The organism is Oryzifoliimicrobium ureilyticum (assembly GCF_037199735.1).
In the GTDB taxonomy this organism is placed as follows: domain Bacteria; phylum Pseudomonadota; class Alphaproteobacteria; order Rhizobiales; family Rhizobiaceae; genus Rhizobium; species Rhizobium ureilyticus.
The window spans coordinates 76,099-93,752 of sequence record NZ_JBBBVQ010000022.1 but is presented as its reverse complement, the minus strand read 5'-3'; the positions used below and the strand labels follow the sequence as shown (position 1 = coordinate 93,752).

14 protein-coding genes and 2 pseudogenes are annotated in these 17,654 nt (G+C 56.9%); 6 read left to right on the top strand and 10 right to left on the bottom strand.

Annotation, left to right across the window (positions count from 1 at the left end):
- Window positions 1-58 precede the first annotated feature (58 nt).
- Together VQ830_RS23805 and VQ830_RS23800 are read left to right on the top strand one after the other, a co-directional pair.
- Window positions 59-1,000 (top strand): hypothetical protein, encoded by a 942-nt coding sequence (locus tag VQ830_RS23805; RefSeq protein WP_337270654.1) that lies wholly within the window; start codon window positions 59-61, stop codon window positions 998-1,000.
- A gap of 193 nt (window positions 1,001-1,193) precedes the next feature.
- Window positions 1,194-1,979, top strand: a complete 786-nt coding sequence (locus tag VQ830_RS23800) for a YdcF family protein (protein ID WP_337270653.1) — start codon at window positions 1,194-1,196, stop codon at window positions 1,977-1,979.
- Between the two features lie 22 nt (window positions 1,980-2,001).
- Here the strand turns inward: VQ830_RS23800 and VQ830_RS23795 are convergent, their stop codons facing one another.
- Window positions 2,002-2,472 (bottom strand): hypothetical protein, encoded by a 471-nt coding sequence (locus VQ830_RS23795; protein ID WP_337270652.1) that lies wholly within the window; start codon window positions 2,470-2,472, stop codon window positions 2,002-2,004.
- A 114-nt stretch (window positions 2,473-2,586) separates the two neighbouring features.
- Between VQ830_RS23795 and VQ830_RS23790 the strand changes: the two genes are divergently transcribed.
- Window positions 2,587-3,222 (top strand): trimeric intracellular cation channel family protein, encoded by a 636-nt coding sequence (locus VQ830_RS23790; RefSeq protein ID WP_337270651.1) that lies wholly within the window; start codon window positions 2,587-2,589, stop codon window positions 3,220-3,222.
- A 27-nt stretch (window positions 3,223-3,249) separates the two neighbouring features.
- On the opposite strand, the gene irrA is transcribed toward VQ830_RS23790, so the two are convergent.
- On the bottom strand, window positions 3,250-3,666 hold the full coding sequence (irrA, locus tag VQ830_RS23785) for an iron response transcriptional regulator IrrA (protein WP_337270666.1): 417 nt from the start codon (window positions 3,664-3,666) through the stop codon (window positions 3,250-3,252).
- A gap of 291 nt (window positions 3,667-3,957) precedes the next feature.
- Here irrA and fabA point away from each other — a divergent pair, with 291 nt between their 5' ends.
- Genes fabA through fabI form a run of 3 tightly spaced genes read left to right on the top strand, consistent with a single transcriptional unit; the run spans window position 3,958 to window position 6,560 of the window.
- A complete protein-coding gene (gene fabA, locus VQ830_RS23780; protein ID WP_337270650.1) occupies window positions 3,958-4,473 on the top strand; it encodes a 3-hydroxyacyl-[acyl-carrier-protein] dehydratase FabA in 516 nt (171 codons plus the stop codon).
- Between the two features lie 51 nt (window positions 4,474-4,524).
- On the top strand, window positions 4,525-5,748 hold the full coding sequence (gene fabB, locus VQ830_RS23775) for a beta-ketoacyl-ACP synthase I (protein WP_337270649.1): 1,224 nt from the start codon (window positions 4,525-4,527) through the stop codon (window positions 5,746-5,748).
- Between the two features lie 5 nt (window positions 5,749-5,753).
- On the top strand, window positions 5,754-6,560 hold the full coding sequence (gene fabI, locus VQ830_RS23770; protein ID WP_337270648.1) for an enoyl-ACP reductase FabI: 807 nt from the start codon (window positions 5,754-5,756) through the stop codon (window positions 6,558-6,560).
- A gap of 144 nt (window positions 6,561-6,704) precedes the next feature.
- Here the strand turns inward: fabI and VQ830_RS23765 are convergent, their stop codons facing one another.
- The 8 genes and pseudogenes from VQ830_RS23765 to VQ830_RS23730 all read right to left on the bottom strand — a co-directional run.
- The gene (locus VQ830_RS23765) at window positions 6,705-9,059 is read right to left on the bottom strand and encodes a bifunctional diguanylate cyclase/phosphodiesterase (RefSeq protein ID WP_337270647.1); all 2,355 of its coding nucleotides are present in this window, start codon (window positions 9,057-9,059) and stop codon (window positions 6,705-6,707) included.
- 126 nt (window positions 9,060-9,185) lie between these two features.
- A complete protein-coding gene (locus tag VQ830_RS23760; protein ID WP_337270646.1) occupies window positions 9,186-10,202 on the bottom strand; it encodes a class I SAM-dependent methyltransferase in 1,017 nt (338 codons plus the stop codon).
- A gap of 74 nt (window positions 10,203-10,276) precedes the next feature.
- Window positions 10,277-12,415 (bottom strand): polyribonucleotide nucleotidyltransferase, encoded by a 2,139-nt coding sequence (gene pnp, locus VQ830_RS23755; protein ID WP_337270645.1) that lies wholly within the window; start codon window positions 12,413-12,415, stop codon window positions 10,277-10,279.
- Between the two features lie 317 nt (window positions 12,416-12,732).
- The gene (gene rpsO / locus VQ830_RS23750; RefSeq protein ID WP_337270644.1) at window positions 12,733-13,002 is read right to left on the bottom strand and encodes a 30S ribosomal protein S15; all 270 of its coding nucleotides are present in this window, start codon (window positions 13,000-13,002) and stop codon (window positions 12,733-12,735) included.
- A 208-nt stretch (window positions 13,003-13,210) separates the two neighbouring features.
- Entirely contained in the window at window positions 13,211-14,140 is a 930-nt protein-coding gene (gene truB / locus VQ830_RS23745) for a tRNA pseudouridine(55) synthase TruB (RefSeq protein ID WP_337270643.1), read from the bottom strand.
- Window positions 14,141-14,154: 14 nt separating this feature from the next.
- A complete protein-coding gene (gene rbfA, locus VQ830_RS23740) occupies window positions 14,155-14,565 on the bottom strand; it encodes a 30S ribosome-binding factor RbfA (protein WP_337270642.1) in 411 nt (136 codons plus the stop codon).
- A 170-nt stretch (window positions 14,566-14,735) separates the two neighbouring features.
- Window positions 14,736-16,815 (bottom strand): annotated as a pseudogene (infB, locus tag VQ830_RS23735) (translation initiation factor IF-2); the annotation flags it as partial.
- A 77-nt stretch (window positions 16,816-16,892) separates the two neighbouring features.
- Window positions 16,893-17,631 (bottom strand): annotated as a pseudogene (locus VQ830_RS23730) (translation initiation factor IF-2 associated domain-containing protein); the annotation flags it as partial.
- Between the last annotated feature and the right edge of the window lie 23 nt (window positions 17,632-17,654).

The window sequence follows — 17,654 nt, the reverse complement described above, 5'->3', positions numbered from 1 at the left end:
CTCATTTCCCGTCCCATCGTATGTCGGAAAAAGGCGAAGCAATCTCGTGGACAATCATATGTTGCCAGCAGAGCGAAGAACGCCAGAGCACGCGATTGGTGCTTCATTCTATTCCCCTGAGGAGCTTGTCCAGTCGGGCAACTTCTCTACTGCGCTTGTGCACACCATTCAGACCCTACTCGATTTGCATCAGCGCCTTCCGCGCGAAGTTCGCCATTTCGCCGACATTCAGCGATGGATGGTCAGCCAGGCGACCATCGCGCTGCATTTCGAGCGAAAGCTTGACCCGATGAAGCCGCCGGTGACGCCTGGTAACGTTGTGGGCTTTTTCGACGGATTGCCGATTGCGAGCAGGAATACGATTCTGTCTTTCCTGATGGAGATGCGCCATCGTCGTTATGTGGAGGAGGTCGCCTCCCATGACCGTCGACAGCGTGTCTTCGAAGTCAGCGAAATGGCTGAGCAACTCATTCGCGTCTGGTTCCATGCGCATCTTGAGGCATTGGATCTGATCGACGGCGGATCACGGATCGACTTGTCGAATGCAGACCTGAGCTTGATCTGCTATGCGCATCCAAGGATGATGAGGTTGCTTCGCAATCGGGATGACTGGTTTCGCCCGGCGCCCGGCGTGGCAAACTTCGTGAAATCCGATTCAGGCAGCAGCATCCTTCATGACCTTGTGATGGCAGCGCCCGATGATTGGAGGGAGCATGCGCGCGTTTCGCTTGGCACCGTCTCGCCGAGCCTCATGGCCAAACGCTACTCGATATCATCAAGCCACACGTCACGGCTTTTTTCCAAGGCGCGTGAACAGGGCTATTTCGGCTGGTCGGAACAAGGCTATCGCGGTGACTGCTGGTTATCCACGGATCTCATTCGTGCCTATCGATATTGGCAGGCGATTAAGTTCTCCGTCATCAGCCAAGCTTTTCATGATGCTCTCAATATGAAGACCAAGGTGCAAGACAATCGGTACCACGGGTCGTTTGAATCCTGAAGCCGTCAGCCTCTTGCGGTTTCTGTTGAATAAGACGGCGTAGCGGCTTAAAGCCCACACGTCATCGTTCCGTCGCCGGCGTGTCACGTTGAAGAAATCGGTTCCGGCCATCGAGCGAATACGGTAGCTGTCACACTCCCGACATAGCCAAAGCTGATAGAGCGAAGGCTGCCTTCCTCTTTCGGAGATCGATGTGTTCGTCTTGTCCAAACTCGCCTGGGTCTTCGGCCAGCCCTTGTCAGTGGCATTCTTCCTGGTGTTTTTGACGCTCGTTGCGATCATTTTGCGGAGGCGGGCACTTTCCCTGGGCTGTTCAGCCCTTGCAACAGCGATACTGTTCGTCGCCTTCTTCACGTCGGCCGGCAATTTTCTCATGGAAGGGCTGGAAAACCGCTTTCCGAAGCCGTCCGATCCCCCTGACGTCAAGTGCATGATCGTGCTCGGCGGAGCCTTTGAAAATGAGGTCAACACAGTCAGGCATGGAATAGAGTTTAATGCCGGCGCCGATCGCTTCATTGAGGCTTTGCGTCTCGCCCGCAAATATCCGGCATCAAAGATTTTGATCTCCGGCGGGGACGGCTCCCTTTCCGGCGTCTATGAGGGCGATGCTGCCGCAGCCGATCGCTTCTTTCCCATGTTCGGGGTCCCTGCAGATCGGCTCATCAGCGAGAAAACCTCGCGAACGACATTCGAAAATGCCATCAATACCAAGCAATTCTTGGCCGATAACGGCCTGACTGGCTGCCTGCTGATCACATCTGGCTATCACATGCCGCGTTCGGTTGGAATTTTCCGTAAGTTAAGCATCGATATCATCCCCTGGCCAACAGATTACCGCACCGATGGGCAAGTCCGCTTTGCGCTCGACTTCACGCAGCCAAGCCTCAATGTCCAGAATCTCTCGACGACCGTTCGCGAGTGGTTCGGACTTGTCGGCTATTACCTCGCCGGACGAACGTCGGAACTCTATCCACGCTGATCTCGCGATCAGCGTGGCACGGCTACTTTTTAGAAATGGTGAAGAACTTGACGCCGCGCACGCGTGAGATGATGACGCAGGGATCGCCGCCGCTACGGTCGCAAAAGCGCGGATTCATCTTCATATCGAGCACCATATTGCCGTAGCGCTTTTCCATCTCGTAGCCGAACATCTGGGCTGTCGCGATCAGGAGATAGCCGCCTTCTGCGACTTGAACGTAAAAGTTATAGGGGCATCCGTCGTCATTGCATTGCGGTCCCTTTTCGCCCTCGCAGGTCAATTCCCCTTCATTGATGACAACGTCCGTCAGGCCGTCGTTGTTGATGTCGATACGGCTCGCGAATGCGCCTGAAAAGGATGCCTCTTTGCACTGCGCCTGAAAATGCTTTTGCTCAAAGGCGACCGGATCGTCGACCAGGGATTGTTGGGCGGCGGCATAGGAAGAGGCCAAGGTCAAAAGGCAAAGGCTGATAATCGCAAAACGCTTCTTCAAGACTCAAGCTTTCTCGTGCAGGGACGCCAGGGTTATCAGCCATTTTCGCACGATCGCCTTGCGTCGGTCTTGCGGCCATGGTTTTTATCCGAGCGGGGGCGTCCGGAGCGGTCTATGTCATTTCTGGCTTATCTTGATTATGTGGGCGTGGCGTTGTTCGCCGCGACGGGCGCGCTTGCCGCCTCTCGAAAGCAGCTGGATCTGATCGGTTTCTTCTTTTTTGCAACCGCCACCGGCATCGGCGGCGGGACCATTCGCGATATCGTTTTAGGCCGTGTGCCGGTCTTTTGGGTTTTGAATCCGGTCTACATCGTGGTCTGCTGCGCTGTCGCGCTGGTTGTCTTCTTCACCGCGCATCTTTTCGAATCGCGTTACAAGCTCCTGCTTTGGCTTGATGCGGTCGGATTGGCTGCATACTGCGTCATGGGCGCCGCCAAAGGGCTGGCCGCCACGGGTTCTCCCACGATTGCCATCGTAACTGGCGCGTTGACCGCAACATTCGGGGGCGTGCTTCGAGATCTTCTTGCAAACGAGCCTTCGGTTTTGCTCCGGCCGGAAATCTACATCACGGCTGCCATCGTCGGCGCGGCAACCTTCACCACTGCCAGCTATCTCAGCTTCCCATCGCTGGCGTCTTCAGCCGTCGGAGTGGCTGCGGCTTTTGCCGTGCGCGGAGGCGCCCTCTACTTCGGCTGGAGCTTTCCCACCTATAAGCACCAACCAGGCCGTCATCCCGATGACGTGATGTAGAGGATAAATGTCGAAACGCACTATAATCTAGCGCTTCGGCCTCAGACGAATGACGACATCGATATGCGCGATTTCCATGCCGTCCGGCGGCTCCGGAACGTTATCGATCGTCAGGTTGCTGATCGGGATATCGAGAACTTCGTTGTCGCCCTCGATGAAGAAGTGATGATGGTCGGAAACATTGGTATCGAAATAGGTTTTTGCACTCTCGACGCCAAGAACGCGCAGAATACCCGCTTCCGTGAACTGATGAAGCGTGTTGTAGACGGTCGCTAGCGACACCGGCACACCCGCATCTTGCGCTTCTTCGTGAAGCTCTTCAACGGTCAGATGCCTGTCGCCCTTCGCAAAAAGTAGTTCTCCCAACGCGACGCGCTGGCGCGTTGGACGAAGCCCCGCCTTACGCAGCCGTGTCTCGATCGGTATCGGCGTTCCAATCGCCATCGGAGAACCCTGAAAATCTATCGTCATTTAATCATGTTTCTATAAGCCATATAACTTTTACAAAAAAGGCTTTCAATAGGCACAATGGCGCCCGGACCCCGAAAAACAGCTCATCCAGCGACCTGATGATGAAAATTGGTCTGGCTGTTGCCTTGCCCTTGCTGTATGCGACCACCAACTTGGGTGTTAACCAAGACAAGCGGATGGGCCGGCCATGCTAATGCTTCATTTTCCGCCACACTTGCACTAAACACTCCATCAACGGCACTTTGCGGGGAATCTTTAACGTTCATGACCACCAGACAATCAAGCTTCAATTATGAGGAGATCCTAACCTGTGGGCGCGGCGAATTGTTCGGCCCCGGCAACGCACAGCTTCCGCTGCCGCCGATGCTGATGTTCAACAGGATCACTCAAATTTCGGAAGATGGCGGCCCGCATGGAAAAGGCTTCGTGCGCGCCGAATTCGACATCACGCCTGATTTGTGGTTTTTTCCCTGCCATTTCCAAGGTGATCCCGTGATGCCTGGTTGTCTTGGGCTTGATGCAATGTGGCAGCTGACCGGCTTTTTCCTCGGTTGGCTTGGTGAACCTGGCAAAGGACGAGCGATTTCGACGGGCGAGGTGAAATTCACCGGTATGGTCACGCCCAAGACGAAACTCGTTGAGTATGGAATTGACTTCAAGCGTGTGATGCGTGGACGGCTTGTCCTCGGCATCGCAGATGGCTGGATGAAGGCAGATGGCGAGGTCATCTACAAGGCGACCGATCTGCGTGTTGGCCTTTTCCAGGAAAAGGCCGCGTAATAGCGATCGCGCATCTGGTTTCACGATAGAACAACGAAAAGGTCGAACGAAATGAGACGGGTAGTTGTCACGGGTCTTGGTGTTGTTTCCTCCATTGGAAACAATGCCACCGAAGTTACGGACTCGCTACGGAACGCGAAATCAGGGATTTCCTTCTCGCCTGATTTTGCCGAGCACGGATTCAAGTGCCAGGTCTGGGGTCGTCCAAATCTCGACACCACGGATCTGGTGGATCGTCGTGCCATGCGCTTCCTGTCTCAGGGCGGAGCCTGGAACCATGTCGCGATGAACCAGGCCATCGCCGATGCCGGTCTCGAAGAAAAGGACTACGCCGCCAACGAGCGGACGGGGATCATCATGGGGTCCGGCGGTCCTTCGACCCGAACCGTCGTGGAAGCTGCCGATACGACCCGCAAAAATACCAGTCCGAAGCGTATCGGTCCTTTCGCAGTGCCGAAGGCCATGTCATCGACCGCTTCCGCCACGCTTGCGACTTGGTTCAAGATCCACGGCGTGAACTATTCCATCTCTTCTGCCTGCTCGACATCAGCGCACTGCATCGGCAATGCGGCGGAGATGATCCAGTGGGGCAAGCAGGACATGATGTTCGCCGGCGGTCACGAAGATCTCGACTGGACCATGTCCAACCTCTTCGACGCCATGGGCGCGATGTCTTCCAAGTTCAACGAGACGCCTGAGAAAGCCTCTCGCGCTTATGACGTCGATCGCGACGGTTTTGTCATCGCTGGGGGGGCAGGCGTTCTCGTTCTCGAGGAACTCGAACATGCCAAGGCGCGTGGCGCCAAAATCTATGCTGAGATCGTTGGCTACGGCGCAACCTCAGACGGATACGACATGGTCGCCCCATCGGGCGAAGGCGCGGTCCGGTGCATGCGGCAGGCGCTCTCCACCATCAAGGGCGACGTCGATTATATCAACACGCATGGCACCTCCACGCCCGTCGGAGACAGCAAGGAGATCGGTGCCATCCGTGAAGTTTTTGGTGACAAGATCCCGCATGTCCAGTCCACCAAGTCGCTGACAGGCCACTCCCTCGGTGCTGCAGGCGTTCAGGAGAGCATTTATGCGCTGCTGATGATGCAGAACGGCTTTATCGGCGAAAGCGCGCATATCGCGACCTTGGATCCGGAATTCGAAGGTGTGCCGGTCGTCCGCAAGCGGATCGACGATACCAAGATCGATATCGCTCTTTCCAATTCCTTCGGCTTCGGCGGCACCAACGCCACGCTCGTGTTCCAGCGCTATAACGGATAAAAAATATGACGGGAATCATGCAGGGCAAGCGCGGGCTCATTATGGGCGTCGCAAACAATCACTCCATCGCCTGGGGTATCGCAAAGGCTGTCGCCGCTGCCGGTGCAGAGCTCGCCTTCACTTATCAGGGCGAGGCCCTCGGAAAGCGTGTCAAGCCGCTGGCGGCGGAACTCGGCTCAGACTTCCTCCTGCCCTGCGACGTCGAGGATATCTCCTCCATTGACGCTGTCGTGGAAGAGATTGCCACGCGCTGGGGTCGGTTGGACTTTGTTGTCCACGCGATCGGTTTTTCCGACAAGAACGAGCTGAAGGGGCTTTACGCCAATACGACCCGTGAAAACTTCAGCCGGACCATGGTTATTTCATGCTTTTCCTTTACGGAAATAGCAAAGCGCTGCGCACCTTTGATGGAAGATGGCGGTGCGATGCTGACGCTGACCTATAATGGCTCCACGCGGGTCATCCCGAACTATAACGTCATGGGTGTTGCTAAGGCCGCGCTGGAAGCCTCCGTACGCTATCTCGCGGCCGATTATGGCCCACGAGGCATCCGCGTTAACGGGATCTCTGCTGGCCCGATCCGTACGCTTGCAGGTGCCGGCATTTCCGACGCCCGTGCAATTCTGGCGTGGAACCAACGTAACGCCCCCTTGCGCAAGACGGTCACCATCGATCAGGTCGGCAATTCGGCGCTTTATCTTCTCTCGGACATGTCGACCGGTGTAACCGGCGAGATCCATTTCGTCGACGCGGGCTACAACATTACGTCGATGCCGACGCTTGAAACCTTGCGGTTTGCCGACACCGAATAGCCGCTTGAAAAAGCGGGTTCGAATTCATGACTCAATGCGGCTGCGCCGGCAAAGGATTGCAGCCGCATTGAGCATGACCGTTTGACGGCCAGCGAATCATTGCCACTTGTTGCTTGGTGCAGGCTAAGATGCTCATTTCGGCGCTCAAGCCGTCAGCCGCTTTTCTTCCGCGACCAGCCTGTCGGGTCTGCCAATGAGATAACCTTGAACGGTATCGCATCCGACCGCCCGCACGAGAGCGAGCTGACTGTCTGTCTCGACGCCCTCGGACAGGATCGATATCTTCAGTTCTTTGCCAATTTGTGCGATCGCTCGCAGAACGGCCAAGGCCTGCGGATCTGCTTCAGCCGACGCAACGAAGCTTCGATCGATCTTGATGCGATCGAAAGAGAAGTCCTTAAGATGCGCGAGCGAGGAATAGCCGGTGCCAAAGTCGTCCAGCGCGACCGTAATCCCGAGCTGCCTCAGAGAATGGAAGATGCCGCAGATCATTTTCCGATCCGTCACCATCGCAGTTTCCGTCAGCTCTATCTCAAGTCGGTGCGGCAACAATCCGCTCTTTGCCAGCGCACCGGTGAGATGGGCTAGTAGGAGCGGGGATCTAAGCTGTGTTGCAGACACGTTCACGGCAACATAGCGGTCGTTTGGCCAGGAAGCTGCCTCCCGGCATGCCTCTTCCAGCACCCATTTGCCCATCTCGAAGATCTGGCCGTTCTCTTCCGCGAGCGGAATGAAGATGTCAGGAGATATCGGGCCCTTTTCAGGATGCTGCCAGCGCAGCAGCGCTTCATAGCCGATGATGCAATCGCGGGAAAAGGCGTAGACCGGCTGATAGACGAGATGCAGTTGTCCTCGGTCGATTGCCTGGCGCATGTCATCTGAAAGCCTCTGGCGCTCTGCGACAGCTTCCAACATTCCAGGTTTATAGATGCAGATCTTTGCCCCACCGCTTCGCTTGGCTTCGTAAAGTGCGATGTCGGCCTGCTGCATGACGTGTTGTACGTCGATTGTATCGTCAGAACAGCAAATCCCGATGCTGCAGCCGATCGAGATCATCTGGTTGTCGACGACGAATGGGTCGTTCACCGCCGCAAGAATCCTCGTCGCGACGTCCATGGATTGGTCGAAATCGCCGTAAACCAGAACTGCCAATTCATCGCCGCCGAGGCGCGCCACAAGACCGTTTACCCCTGATGTTACGACAATCCTCTGGCCGGCCTCGAAAAGGATCTGATCTCCGACATGGTGCCCGTAGGTATCATTGACAGACTTGAACCCGTCCAGATCGATCAGAACGAGTTTGAAGCGCTTTTTGGGATCGAAATCCTCCTGCATCTGTCGCTGTAAAGCCCGTCTGTTACCGAGCTTTGTCAGCGGATCGATATAGACAAGATCGGCGATGCGCTTTTGTGCTTCGCGCTCCCGGCTGATATCGTCAAAGGTCACGACCACACCACTGCGGACCTCCGTTGTGCGAGAGTTCACCTCGATGACCCGCCCATCACCGGCGATAAATTCGTCCGTATCACCATCCGCCAGCGTCAGCCAACGTTGTAGGGACTGTTCTGCTTTTTGGCGATGCTCGGGCGACCAGCGTGCAGACCGATGCAAGGCGTCGAGAAGGCGGTCCACAGACATGCCGATCCAGATGTCGCCCCGTCCAAGTCTGTTCATCTCCATGAAACGCTTGTTGAATAGGGCAAGGCAGTTCCGCCGATCAATCATGATCAGGCCGTTCGACATGTTGTCGAGCGCCGTCGAAAGGGCAATCGAGTGGGCTTTCTGCTTGCTTTCGAGATTCCGAGCCATCGCCATGACAGCAATCGCCCCGAGAAACAGGATCGCAGCGCCAGCGCCGGTGAAAACGGTCAGGAGAAGGTGTTCGTCCGCGCCGGAGGCGAAGGCATGCGTATGGAACATATAGGTCCCGAGCAGAGCTCCGAAATGGGTGGAAGAGACGGCAAGTGCAAAACACAAAGGCGACAGGATCTTGGAAAGCTTTGTCCTCTGCACTAGGCAAGATAGCGACAGAAAGAAAGCTCCCATCAGCAAAGCGAAGATATTCGTGCCCGCGGATGTTCGCACGACACATCCTGTAATAGCCAGCATGCCGGTTTGGTGCATCGCGCCGATGCCAAATCCGCCAATAGCGCCGAGGCCTGCTCGCCAGATCAAGCCGGGCCTTATGACAGACAGAGCCAGTGGAATGCCAACGGCGGTGATGGCGACGACCGCGGACATCAGCGTGATCGGACCGTCGAAGCCGAGCACGAAATCCGGCCGGTATCCCAATATGGCGATGAAATGCGTCGTCCAGACGCTAAGACCCGCTGTCAACGCGATACCGATCAACCAAAGATATCGATATGGGCGACCCAAGTGCGAATAGCTGTGCTTCAGGTCGGAAACCAAGCACGCACCAATCAGGCAGATGAAGACAGCCGCGACGACAAACCACGGAGCGTGAGTACCGATCAGCAGAGACAGCGTTTCAAACATGACGCACTTCTACCGAACAGTGGTAAAAGAAGCCGCATGAGAGTCAGTTAATGAAGGATTTACTAGGCTCTAAAGCTATTTTTGCTAGGGGATGAAGTAGATCGAGACAGCGGATCTCGTATGTACTTATTTTTTGCCCCAAAGGATCTTGAAACGGGCGTTCCTGCATGTTTCGCCGCTTTCGCGGAAATTGCCGGACAGGATTTCCTCATAGGGCAAGCCGCGGTTTGCGACCAACATGAGGCGTCCTCCACCCCTTAGAGCACCAGCCGCAGCCTTGATCATCGCCTGTCCGATTGCGGGATCAGCCGCATGGCCCTCATGGAAGGGCGGGTTCATCATGACGAAATCATACTTGTCCTTGATGGGTTCGCCGGAAAGATCGTGCCAGAAGAAGCGCGCAGCCACATCAGGGCAGTTCCTATTGAGGTTGTCTTTGGCGGCTTCGAGCGCTGCATAATCGGCCTCATAAAGATCAAGACGAGAAACGCCTGGAGACCGTTCGGCAAGCTCGACAGACAGATAACCCCAACCTGCGCCAAAATCTGCCACGTCACCCGTCAGTCCTGTCGGCAGGCGGCTCGCCAGAAGCTCCGAGCCTGCATCGATGCGGTCGTGGGAGAACATGCCGGCTGCCGTTTTGAATCGCTCATCGACATCGACGGGATGACCTTTGAGTTTTTGACCCACCTGCTCAGCCGCCGCCGATTTTTGGAACCAGACAACGACGCCGTGATACTTCGGCATGTGCTCGACATGAAGGCCCATTCCTTCCACACGCTTGCGCAGGGATTGAATGCCGTCTTCCTTGCCGCCTGCAATGATGATGAGGCCGCCATCGCGCGTTGCTGCGATCGCCGTCGCGATATTGTTTTCATTGGCACCGCGGTGCTTGCTGCACAGAACCAGAGCCATGTCGTAAGAAGCGCCTGGCAAGGTCGGATGGACGTCGATGCGCTGCGCCGCAAGCTGCCTGTAGAGCGGACGGAGCGGCTGGACCGCCGTCAGTTCGGCAGTAAAGTCCTTGGGCAGCGCAAAACCCGCCTCGGCGCCGAGAAAAAGCACACGCTCACCTTCCTGCGGCGCGTCTAGCGTCTGGCTGGCAAAGGGATGAAACAAGGTCTTCAACGTATCGAGGCTCATGGCACCAACCACTATCATATAAAAAGGGGCGCGGAATGACCTCCCGCGCCCGACTGATCGAGAAGAAGACGGGCTTATTCGGCCGCTTCATCCTTCTTTTTCTCAGCGACGATTTCAACACCCGTTGCCTGATCGACAATCTTCATGGAAAGGCGAACCTTGCCGCGTTCGTCGAAGCCCAACAGCTTGACCCAGACCTTCTGGCCTTCCTTCACGACGTCCGTCGTCTTTGCAACGCGCTCGCTCGCAAGCTGCGAAATATGAACAAGACCGTCGCGTGAGCCGAAGAAATTGACGAATGCGCCGAAGTCGGCCGTCTTGACAACGGTACCCTCGTAGATCTGACCGATTTCCGGCTCAGCTACGATCGAGTGGATCCACTTACGGGCTGCTTCGATTTCCTTGCCGGAAGAAGACGCGATCTTCACGGTGCCGTCATCTTCGATGTTGATCTTGGCGCCGGTCTTTTCAACGATTTCGCGGATAACCTTACCGCCGGAGCCGATGACTTCGCGGATCTTGTCGACCGGAATGTTCATGACTTCAATACGCGGTGCAAATTCGCCGAGCTGGCCGCGGCTTTCGGAGATAGCCTTGGCCATTTCGCCGAGGATATGCAGACGTCCGTCCTTGGCCTGGTTCAGAGCGACTTTCATGATCTCTTCGGTAATACCGTCGATCTTGATGTCCATCTGAAGCGAAGTGATGCCGCTATCGGTACCGGCGACCTTGAAGTCCATGTCGCCAAGGTGATCTTCATCGCCCAGGATGTCGGAAAGAACAGCGAAACGCTCGTCTTCCTTGATAAGGCCCATGGCGATACCGGCAACCGGCTTTGCAAGCGGAACGCCCGCATCCATCAATGCCAGTGACGTACCGCAGACCGTGGCCATCGAGGAAGAACCGTTTGACTCGGTGATTTCGGAAACGACGCGCAGTGTGTAGGGGAACTGCTCGACTTGGGGCAGCATCGGATGGACGGCGCGCCATGCGAGCTTTCCATGACCGATTTCGCGGCGACCCGGAGAACCCATACGGCCTGTTTCACCCACCGAGTAGGGAGGGAAGTTGTAATGGAGCATGAACTGCTCCTTGTACATGCCCGTCAAGGAATCGACGAACTGCTCGTCCTCGCCGGTGCCGAGGGTGGCGACAACCAGTGCCTGCGTTTCGCCGCGCGTGAACAGCGCAGAGCCATGCGTGCGTGGCAGAATGCCAACTTCAGCAACAATCGGACGAACGGTGCTGAGGTCGCGACCGTCAATACGCGAGCTGGTATCGAGAATGTTCCAGCGAACGATCTTGGCTTGCAGGTGCTTGAAAATCGCACCGACTTCCTCGGCCGTGTACTTGGCTTCGCCTTCTTCTGGCAAGAAGTGGGCCTTGACCTTTGCTTTTACGGCATCGACGGCAGCATAACGATCCGCCTTCTGCGTGATCTTGTAGGCTTCGCGCAGCTCGGTTTCGAAATGCTTGAGCATCTCGCCTTCGAGTTCGGAATAATCCTCCGGCTGGAAGTCGCGTGGTTCCTTGGCAGCAACTTCGGCAAGCTTGATGATCGCATCGATGACCGGCTGGAAACCGCGATGACCGAACATGACGGCGCCGAGCATGACGTCTTCCGGCAGTTCCTTGGCTTCGGATTCAACCATCAGAACGGCTTCCTGCGTTCCGGCCACAACCAGATCAAGGCTCGACTCGTCCATCTCATCGAGATGCGGATTGAGGACATATTCGCCGTTGATATAGCCGACACGCGCACCGCCAACGGGACCCATGAAAGGAACGCCAGAGAGCGTCAGAGCGGCCGAGGTTGCAACCAGCGCAAGGATGTCTGGATCGTTTTCCAGGTCGTGCTGGACAACAGTTACGACGACCTGGGTGTCGTTCTTGTAGCCTTCAGGAAAGAGCGGACGAATCGGACGGTCGATCAGACGCGAAACAAGCGTTTCATTTTCAGAAGGACGGCCTTCACGCTTGAAGTAGCCACCAGGGATTTTACCGGCAGCATAGGTCTTTTCCTGATAATTGACGGTCAGCGGAAAGAAGTCCTGCCCCGGCTTCGGAGCCTTTGCCGAAACGACCGTGGCGAGCACGACGGTTTCGCCGTAGGTCGCCAGAACAGCGCCATCGGCCTGACGCGCGATCTTACCCGTTTCCAGCTTCAGCGGGCGGCCTGCCCACTCAATTTCAACTTTATGTGTATCAAACATATTCTTGTCCTTCATACGGGAAAGCACGCCTGGTTTAAAAAAACGGGCAGAGCGGGCTTTCGACCGCATTGGTGCGACGCATCACGGGCAAGACAACAGGAAGCTTTGCAAATACTTCGTTTCAGAAGCGTGGCGGTATAGCGTCCGCCGAAAGCATCCAGCAATCCTGCCCCATGACAGGTCTGCGGTTATTTTGGCGAAACCGGCCCATCCGGATCCGCCTTTGTATGCCGCTGCCAAAGTGCCGCGGCTGACGATGGGCAATGCCCTTTAAAATAAAGGCGGGCGCTTCCTGATGGAGCGCCCGCCTGAAAACCTTAGCGGCGGATACCCAGGCTACCGATCAGCGAGGTGTAACGGCCTTCATCCTTCTTCTTGAGGTAGTCAAGAAGCGAACGACGGCTGGAAACCAGCGTCAACAGGCCACGGCGGGAATGGTTATCCTTTTTGTGGTCCTTGAAGTGTTCCGTCAGGTTATTGATACGCGCGGTCAGAATTGCGACCTGAACTTCCGGAGAGCCGGTGTCGCCTTCGAAACGTGCATATTCCTTGATAAGAGCTTGCTTGCGCTCTGCAGTGATCGACATCGGTAGATCCTTTCTAAAAGAGGATAACGGGACGCCATAAGCCGGGATGTCGTCCAGCTTTGGCCGTGAATAGCTAGCCTCTGAAGACTAGTTGGCGCTGCCTATAACTGAAATGCAGCGCTATGGAAAGAAAAAACACCATAAGGCCTTTGGCCGAGTCGGTCTGCAAGCGTCCCGGCGATGAACTTGGCCAAGCGAGGCTACAGCTTTATACGAACACCCGCTTCGGACGGAATTCGCCCTGTCCGATTTCACCGATCGCGACCAGCTTGCCTCTGGCGGTGGCATAAGCCTCGCTTTCGGCTACGGGCGCGTCCCGGCCGCGAACCAGGATAGGATTGCCCATCCGCAGCCGATGTGCTTGGTCGTCGTTAATCACCAGATGCGGCAAGGTGGACAAAGCCTCGCTTGTGTCGATCAACAAGGCGTCGAGGGCGGCGAGCCGTTCGTCCGCGTCTTCGATCTTCTCAAGCGCGATGAGCTCCGAAAGTGCCACCATGCTGTCTTCGGAAAATGGCGCAACGAATGTTCGACGCAGATCAGAGATATGGCCAAAGCAGCCAAGCTCGCGGCCAAAGTCGCGTGCAAGCGCTCGAACATAGGTCCCCTTGCCGCATTCTACCTCGAAGTGCGCCCTGTTCGTTTCGCAAGACAAAAGCGTCAGGCGGAAAATCTCAACTTCGCGCGCTGGAATGGCAACGGCCTCACCTTCACGCGCTAAGTCATAAGCACGTTCGCCGCCAATCTTGATTGCCGAAAATTGAGGGGGGATTTGATTGATGATGCCCGTATAGGAAGGCAGCAACGCGCGGATATCTTCCTCATGCGGCCGGTTATCGGATTGGTGCGTAACTTCGCCTTCCAGATCGTCGGTAGAGCGTTCTTCGCCCCAGGTCACCGTGAATTCATATATCTTGCGACCATCCATCACATAAGGAACGGTCTTCGTCGCGTCCCCAAGAGCGATTGGGAGCATACCGGAGGCCAAGGGATCAAGTGTGCCGGCATGGCCGCATTTTTGAGCCTTGAACAGCCACTTGATCTTTGAAACGGCTTCGGTCGAGCCAAAATCGACCGGCTTGTCGAGGATAAGCCAGCCGGAAACAGGCCGGCCCTTGGGCTTGCGAGGTTTAGACATGTTTTATGTTTTCGCTATTCGTCTTTTGCGTCGTCGCTGTCGAGATCGCGCGCCACTTCGGGAGAGCGTAGCAGCGCGTCGATTTTACTATAATTGTCGAAGCTGGTGTCGTCGCGGAACCGAACTTCGGGCATATACTTCATCTGCCGCAAATCTGATCCCATACGGCCGCGAATGAATTTCGCATGTCGATTAAGGGCGTCGATGACGGTGCCGTGGTCGGAAACGCCAAGTGGCGTGACATAGGCCGTGGCGATCTTGAGATCGGGCGACATGCGAACTTCCGATATGGATATGACGGTGCGTTCGATGAGATCATCCCGCACTTCGCCACGCTGCAACACCTGCGTAATTGCGGCGCGAACCTGCTCGCCAACCCGCAGCATACGCTGGGACGGAGCGGAGGATGTGGTCTTTTTTGCCATGTTCTTTTCATCCTACAGCATGTCCCGCCGAAGCGGGAGCCGGTTACGGCAATACATGCATGCCAACAGAGAAGTAAGCTGGCCTCATTCTTCAAAAATGCGCCATGCTTAAAAAGGCGGGCGCCGGATAGTCATCCGGCGCCCGTATCCTTATTTTGTCACGCCGATAATTAGAGCGTACGGGTAATATGCTCGACGCGGAAGCACTCGATCACATCGCCAGCGCGGATATCTTCGTAGTTTTCGAAGGCCATACCGCATTCCTGACCGACAGGCACTTCGGAAACTTCGTCCTTGAAGCGCTTGAGCGTCTTGAGCTTGCCTTCGTGGATGACGACGTTGTCGCGGATAAGGCGAACGCCTGCACCACGCTCCACTTTGCCTTCGGTAACGCGGCAACCTGCGACCTTGCCGACCTTGGTGATGTTGAACACTTCCAAGATCTCGGCATTGCCGAGGAACGTTTCGCGCCGTTCCGGAGACAAAAGACCGGACATCGCAGCCTTAACATCATCCGTGAGGTCATAGATGATGTTGTAGTAGCGAATTTCGATGCCGGCGCGCTCTGCAGCGGATCGTGCCTGCGCGTTGGCGCGGACGTTGAAGCCGATGATGGCCGCGTTGGAGGCTTCTGCCAGCGAAACGTCCGACTCGGTTACACCGCCGACGCCCGAATGGACGATCCGGGCGCGCACTTCATCCGTGCCTAGCTTGTCCAGAGCACCAGCAATGGCTTCGATAGAGCCCTGCACGTCACCCTTGATGACCAGCGGGAACTCCTTGACACCAGCCGTCTGAAGCTGAGTCATCATCTGTTCGAGCGAACCACGCTGACCGGACTGGCGTGCAGCCGCCTTATCGCGGGCCAGACGCTGACGGTATTCAGAGATCTCGCGTGCCCGGCCTTCGTTTTCGACCACGGCAAACTTGTCACCTGCCTGAGGCGTGCCGGAAAGACCGAGAACCTCGGCCGGCATGGCAGGGCCAGCTTCCTTGATATGCTCGCCCTTGTCGTTGACGAGAGCGCGAACACGGCCCCAGACATCGCCGGCGACGATGATCTGCCCAGGACGCAAGGTTCCCTTCTGGATCAGAACCGTCGCAACCGAACCGCGACCGCGGTCGAGCTTGGCTTCAACGACAGATCCTTCAGCCGTGCGGTTCGCATTGGCCTTAAGATCCAGAATTTCGGATTGAAGCAGGATTGCTTCAAGCAGCTTGTCGAGACCGTGACCGGTCTTTGCCGATACTTCGACGTCAAGCGTTTCGCCGCCCATCGATTCCACGAAGACTTCGTGTTGAAGAAGTTCCGTGCGAACCTTCTGTGCGTTGGCAGCAGGCTTGTCGACCTTGTTGATCGCAACAATGATCGGAACGCCGGCCGCCTTGGCGTGATTGATGGATTCAATCGTCTGCGGCATGACGCTGTCGTCGGCGGCAACCACCAGAATGGCGATATCGGTAACCTGAGCACCGCGAGCACGCATTGCCGTAAACGCGGCGTGGCCCGGTGTATCGATGAAGGTGATCTTCTGGCCGTTATGCTCGACCTGATAAGCACCGATGTGCTGGGTAATACCGCCAGCTTCCCCGGAAACCACATTGGCTTTGCGGATGGCGTCAAGCAGCGATGTCTTACCGTGGTCGACGTGACCCATGATGGTCACGACCGGCGGACGGGACTGCATCTCGCCGTCGGTATCATTGATGTTGAAGATGCCTTCTTCAACGTCAGACTCCGATACGCGCTTGACCGTGTGACCAAATTCGGTCGCGATGATTTCAGCAAGGTCGGCGTCGATGACGTCACCCGGCTTCATCATCTGACCTTCCTTCATCAGATACTTGATCACTTCGACAGCCCGTTCGGACATACGCTGTGACAGTTCCTGGATCGTGATGGTCTCGGGCAGAACGACTTCACGCGAAATCTTCTCGCGAGTCTCCTGCATTTGGCTGCGGCGGAATTTCTCCTGACGGCGGCGGATGGCCGCCAACGAACGACCGCGTGACGTACCGTCCTCATCTTCGCTAACCGTTGTGACAGTCAACTTGCCACGGCGGCGATCTTCTTCACCCTTCGGACGTGTCGTGACCGGCTTAGCGGGCTCAGGACGAACAACGCGGCCGCGCTGTGGGCCACCGCGCGATCCGCGATCGTCCTCGTCGCCGTCGTTATGACGACCTCTGCCGGCCGGCGCCGGAGACGCGGGTGCTGGGCGTGCCTGCGAAGGGGCAGGGCGCGTCGGGGCAGCTGGTTGGTTTCTCGGCGCATCGTTGCGAGCCACANGATCCGCGATCGTCCTCGTCGCCGTCGTTATGACGACCTCTGCCGGCCGGCGCCGGAGACGCGGGTGCTGGGCGTGCCTGCGAAGGGGCAGGGCGCGTCGGGGCAGCTGGTTGGTTTCTCGGCGCATCGTTGCGAGCCACAACGGCGGGGCGCTCGACAGCAGCGGGTGCAGGAGCGGCAGCCGGTTGGGGTTCAACCTCTGCCGTCTTGGCTTCAAGAGCTGCGGAGGCCGCTGCAGCGGCCTGTTCGGCAGCCTGACGACGTGCCTCTTCCTCGGCCGCAGCCTTGCGAATGGCGTCTTGTTCGGCGCGGCGCTTTTCTTCCTCGGCACGACGAACGGCATCTTCCGCTTCACGGGCCTGGGCCATGGCAAGCGCGCGACGGCGAAGATCCATTTCTTCCGGAGAAAGGCCGTTCAGCACGACGGGCCGTGCCCGATCCTGCTGACGCGGCGGCTGTGAAGGCTGCTGCGGGCGCGCAGACGGTTGCGGACGCGAAGGTTGTCCGCTCGGCTGGTAGCCGCGTGTCTGCTGCGGTGGCCTTGGTGGTTGCGGTGCTGGAGCCGGTTCGGCAGCACGCGGCGCTGGCGCGCTCACGACTGGACGCTCGTCCTCAGGCCGTATTGGGCGCCGCTTTTTCGTCTCGACGACGACAGCCTTCGTGCGGCCGCGACCCATGTCCTGGCGCACGGTGCCCTGGCTCATTCCTGATGGCTTCAGGGTGAGAGTCTTCTTGCCCGTTACGCTCAGCGTCTTGTCGTCATTACTATCGGTCATTCGTTCCCGTTCCTTCGGACAGG

Bases quoted from the DNA above. Each gene is read 5' to 3' on its own strand.
- VQ830_RS23760 (WP_337270646.1), bottom strand. From the start codon at position 10,202: ATGAGCCTCGATACGTTGAAGACCTTGTTTCATCCCTTTGCCAGCCAG.
- fabB (WP_337270649.1), top strand. From the start codon at position 4,525: ATGAGACGGGTAGTTGTCACGGGTCTTGGTGTTGTTTCCTCCATTGGA.
- fabI (WP_337270648.1), top strand. From the start codon at position 5,754: ATGACGGGAATCATGCAGGGCAAGCGCGGGCTCATTATGGGCGTCGCA.
- irrA (WP_337270666.1), bottom strand. From the start codon at position 3,666: ATGGCGATTGGAACGCCGATACCGATCGAGACACGGCTGCGTAAGGCG.
- fabA (WP_337270650.1), top strand. From the start codon at position 3,958: ATGACCACCAGACAATCAAGCTTCAATTATGAGGAGATCCTAACCTGT.
- pnp (WP_337270645.1), bottom strand. From the start codon at position 12,415: ATGTTTGATACACATAAAGTTGAAATTGAGTGGGCAGGCCGCCCGCTG.
- truB (WP_337270643.1), bottom strand. From the start codon at position 14,140: ATGTCTAAACCTCGCAAGCCCAAGGGCCGGCCTGTTTCCGGCTGGCTT.
- VQ830_RS23765 (WP_337270647.1), bottom strand. From the start codon at position 9,059: ATGTTTGAAACGCTGTCTCTGCTGATCGGTACTCACGCTCCGTGGTTT.
- rpsO (WP_337270644.1), bottom strand. From the start codon at position 13,002: ATGTCGATCACTGCAGAGCGCAAGCAAGCTCTTATCAAGGAATATGCA.
- VQ830_RS23790 (WP_337270651.1), top strand. From the start codon at position 2,587: ATGTCATTTCTGGCTTATCTTGATTATGTGGGCGTGGCGTTGTTCGCC.
- VQ830_RS23805 (WP_337270654.1), top strand. From the start codon at position 59: ATGTTGCCAGCAGAGCGAAGAACGCCAGAGCACGCGATTGGTGCTTCA.
- rbfA (WP_337270642.1), bottom strand. From the start codon at position 14,565: ATGGCAAAAAAGACCACATCCTCCGCTCCGTCCCAGCGTATGCTGCGG.